The organism is Bacillus sp. SIMBA_005 (assembly GCF_046535585.1).
Lineage (GTDB): Bacteria > Bacillota > Bacilli > Bacillales > Bacillaceae > Bacillus > Bacillus pumilus.
This window is the reverse complement of the sequence record NZ_JAWRWI010000202.1, coordinates 1-301: the sequence shown is the minus strand read 5'-3', so window position 1 is coordinate 301 and position 301 is coordinate 1. Positions and strand designations below refer to the sequence as shown.

At 39.2% G+C, this 301-nt stretch carries 1 protein-coding gene; it reads right to left on the bottom strand.

Features of this window, described 5'->3' with window-relative positions:
• Nucleotides 1–215: spore photoproduct lyase family protein (locus SB660_RS19770; RefSeq protein ID WP_410583969.1), on the bottom strand; the 215-nt coding region annotated here is incomplete at its 3' end.
• Nucleotides 216–301 lie beyond the last annotated feature (86 nt).

Below are 301 nucleotides of genomic sequence, written 5' to 3'. Positions count from 1 at the left end.
AATGTTTTCCGGACACCGATAACTAAAGTTGATTTCGCATTGCGATATTGCTGAAGATGATTTTTCCCAGGAATATTACGCACCTGATTGTGGGATGTTGTTTCTCTGATTTCAATGCCCATATTCTCAAATTTTTCTTGTAATTCTTGGCCTAGCGGATATTCCAGTGCCCTCGGTTCTATATATACAAGCTGCGGAACAAATGGGTTCTGCATGATGCCACATCCTTTTCCTTTACTAACGTTACTTTTCTCACTAGGCGGAAAGGATATGAGTTGTAATGATTTCCTTGTTACTCATA